3 protein-coding genes are annotated in these 3,913 nt (G+C 56.5%); 2 read left to right on the forward strand and 1 reads right to left on the reverse strand.

Features of this window, described 5'->3' with window-relative positions; genetic code table 11:
- The coding region (gene rlmB, locus JW953_23605; protein MBN1995694.1) for a 23S rRNA (guanosine(2251)-2'-O)-methyltransferase RlmB at positions 1 to 561 on the forward strand (561 nt) is incomplete at its 5' end.
- Positions 562 to 855: 294 nt separating this feature from the next.
- Here rlmB and hisC read toward each other — a convergent pair.
- Entirely contained in the window at positions 856 to 2,034 is a 1,179-nt protein-coding gene (gene hisC / locus JW953_23610) for a histidinol-phosphate transaminase (protein MBN1995695.1), read from the reverse strand.
- A gap of 524 nt (positions 2,035 to 2,558) precedes the next feature.
- Between hisC and JW953_23615 the strand changes: the two genes are divergently transcribed.
- Positions 2,559 to 3,913, forward strand: a 1,355-nt coding sequence (locus tag JW953_23615; GenBank protein MBN1995696.1) for an indolepyruvate ferredoxin oxidoreductase subunit alpha, incomplete at its 3' end; no start/stop codon positions are given.

Raw genomic sequence — 3,913 nt, forward strand, 5'->3', positions numbered from 1 at the left:
GTGGCCCTGGAAGTGGGGCATTACCCTACTGTTGAAATTGACGATATCTTGGCCCGCGCCAAGAAGTCAAACGACCCTCCCTTTATCATTGCCCTGGACCACCTTGAAGACCCGCACAATTTAGGGGCCATTCTCCGCACCGCCGAGGTGGTGGGGGGGCATGGGGTGCTGCTGCCCAAACAGCGTTCGGTTGACGTGACGCCGGCGGTAATCAGCGCCTCGGCCGGCGCCGCCGAACATATCTGGGTGGCAAAAATCCCCAATTTAACCCAGGCGTTGCAAAAACTCAAACAGGCTAATGTGTGGGTAGTTGGTGTGGAAAATACGCCGGATGCTTTGTTTTATCACCAGGCCAACCTTACCGGCGCTATTGTTGTGGTTGTTGGCAGCGAAGGGCGGGGGCTGAGCCGGCTGGTCAAAGAAACCTGCGACTTTTTGATTAAATTGCCCATGCGCGGGCAAATTGAATCGCTTAACGCCTCGGTGGCCTGCGGCCTGATTTTGTACGAGGTATGGCGGGCGCGGCAGTTTGACCAGCCCCTTACCCCAAAATCTCCTTAACCCTGGCGGCCACCGCCTGGCCTAACTTACAATGCTCGCCGAGGGCAAAGTGAATGCCGTCAAGATACCCCCGGGCCAAGCGATTGCCGCGATTGCCGCAGCGCCGGTCTCTGAGATAACGTTCTGGCTCATGTATTAAACGTGTGCGGATATGTCACCGCGAGCCAAGCCTTTCACGTAGTGAAAGGACGCGAAGCGGTCTCCACCCCTGCTGAATGGGGATTGCTTCGCTTCGCTCGCAATGACGTGCCCAGATTCTATACATGAGCCAACATTCTTTGGCAACCCTACCTCTTAAAACTTAAATTCTCCGCCGCTTTTTTCCTGGGCAATTTCTTTGGGCGCGCCTTCGGCCTCCAACTCGGCCAGCGATTCCCGTAAGGCGACCACAAACCGCTCATTTTCTTCCGGCAAACCAACCGTCACCCGTAGATGCGTGGGTAAATAAAATTGGGACATTGGCCGCACAATAACGCCGTGTTGCAAAAGTCGCTCAGAAACAAGGGCCGCGGGAAAAGGCGGTTTGAATAGGATAAAGTTGGACTGGCTCGGCCAGACCGGCATGTCCAGCCCAAGCAATTGCTCCATCAGCCAGCTTCGGCCAGATAGGATCAACTCAATAGTTTTTTTGATGTATTCGGTATCTTGCAAAGCAGCGATACCCCCGGCAAAAACTATCTGATTCAAATGAAAAGACTCGCGGGCGCGGGAGAGATAGCGGGCAATCTCCGGCGGGGCGATGGCGTAACCCAAACGCAAACCGGCCAGGCTATAGACTTTGGAGAAGCTGTGCAGGATGACGACATTTTTGCCCTGATGCACGTATGCCAGCGTGTCGGGATAATCAGCCGTGGTCACAAAGTGATAATACACCTCATCGGCCACCATAAGCACATTGGCGGGGACATTATTGACCAGCGTCTCCATCTGTTCAGCCGTGAGGGTGGTGCCGGTGGGATTGTTGGGGTTGCAGAGGTAAATAATGCGGGTGCGTCCGGTCAGCGCGCCCAAAATAGCTTCCACATCGTAAGTGTAATGTTCGGGGTGCAAGTCGGCGTAAACCATGTTAGCCCCAACCCGGCGCGCGGTTATTTCATAAACGGGAAAAGTTGGCCGGCAGATGACGCACTCGTCGCCTTCTTTTAAAAAGCCGGCCGCCAGCATTGACAAAATATCGCAGCCGCCGTTGCCGGTGACAAAATGATCGGGGGTTGTTCCCCGGCCAATAGTTTGGGCCAGGGCTTCGCGCAAACTCTCGTCGCCCATAGGCGGGTAGCGATTCAGCTCGACGGCGGCCTCTTGCATGGCTTTAACCGCCAGTGGCGACGGGCTGAACGGGCTTTCATTGGAAGCCAGTTTTATCACGTCGTCCAGGCCATATTTGTTTTTGATTGACTCGATGGACGCGCCGCCCACGTAAATGGGCGCAGCGGCAATGTAGGGATTAAATGGTAAAGATGATGAATTACTCAAAGCGCAACCTCCTGGATACGGTTTGGACAAATTTTTCACAACCGGGGATATGGGGGATAAAGTGCCGGTTTCCATTATATTGATTTGATTTTTATAGACAATTTTGAGCGACATCTCTATTCAGGCAGGGGCTATCATCAGTTAAAGAAATCACCATCGCTCAGTTTGCCGATTTCAGGGTAACAGGGTACTATAAGCTGATTTAGTGTGACGCCAGGTTTATGCCTGAAATCTGGGGCGCACCCTATACTAAAGCCCATGTTGACAAGGCCTGTCTGCCAGGACGAGTCATGCCCACCCAGCCCTACACCGGCGTGGGGTCGGTTAAAATCCACCCTATATATTTGGCCGCCACCCGGCCAGCATAATTTATACTGTCAGGGGACACCCGGCATTACGGTTGCCTGTCCCCGGTAAACCCCGTTTGTGGTGGATTACGGCAGGTCGTTGTTACCTGAGTAAATCAGGTTGACAAGCGCAGGGGTTATGCGCGTTTTTTTACAGGTGAATATGAGAGGTTGAAAATGAAAAAAGTTCTAATGAGCGGCAACGAAGCGATTGCTCGCGGCGCGTGGGAAGCCGGGGTGGAGGTGGCGGCGGCTTATCCCGGCACCCCCAGCACCGAAATTCTGCAAAATGTGGCCTTGTACAACAACATCTACGCCGAATGGTCGGCCAATGAAAAAGTGGCCCTGGATGTGGCCATTGGCGCGGCCTATGCCGGCAAACGCGCCCTGGCCGCCATGAAACACGTGGGCCTGAACGTGGCCGCCGAGGCCCTGTTCTACTCCGCCTACACCGGCCTCAACGCCGGGCTGGTGATTATCAACGCCGACGACCCCGGCATGCACTCCTCTCAAAACGAGCAAGATAATCGCCATTACGCCCGCTTTGCCAAAACGCCAATGCTGGAACCGGCCGACAGCCAGGAAGCCAAAGATTTTGTTAAACTGGCCCTGGACCTGAGCGAGCAGTATGATACCCCCGTTTTAATACGCACCACCACCCGCACTTCCCACTCCAAAACCGCCGTCACCCTGGCCGAGCGCCAGGCTGTAGCCAAACGGCCTTACGTTAAAAACCCGGCCAAGTTTGTGATGATCCCCGGCTACGCCCGCCAGCGCCACGTAGTGGTAGAGGAACGAATGGCCCGCCTGGCCAAATGGGTGGAACAAACCGACCTCAACCGCCTGGAACCGGGCGACCGGGCGCTGGGCGTGATTTCGGCGGGGGCGGCCTACCAGTATGCCCGCGAAATTTTCCCCACCGCCTCGTTTCTTAAATTGGGCGTGGCCTGGCCTTTGCCCCAAAACCTTATCCGTAGTTTTGCCGCCTCGGTGGACCGCCTGATTGTGGTGGAAGAGCTTGACCCCTTTATTGAGGAGTGGGTGCGGCAGTTGGGCATCCCCGTTGAAGGCAAAAGCATCTTTCCCCTGCTTGATGAGTTAAGCCCGGAATTGGTGCGCGCTTCGGCCGTTAAGGCCGGGCTGCTGCCCCCGGCCGCCGGCAACGGCCGGCTTCAAACGCCCCCCCTGCCCCAACGACCGCCGGTGTTGTGCGCCGGCTGCGGCCACCGCGATATATACTGGGTGCTGGCCAAACTCAAAGTAACCGTCAACTCCGACATCGGCTGTTACGCCCTGGGCGTTTTGCCCCCGCTCAACGCCACCGACACCCTGGGCGCCATGGGCGCCAGCATTGGCGTGGCCGCCGGAATGCGCCTGGCCGGTTTAGAAGGCCCCAACGTGGCCACCATCGGCGACAGCACCTTTTTCCACGCCGGGCTGCCGGCCCTGGCCTCCGCCGTTTATAATCAAACCCCGGTCACGGTGCTGGTGGTAGATAACCGCACCACCGGCATGACGGGCCACCAGGGTCA

The organism is Anaerolineae bacterium (genome assembly GCA_016931895.1).
In the GTDB taxonomy this organism is placed as follows: Bacteria; Chloroflexota; Anaerolineae; order 4572-78; family J111; genus JAFGNV01.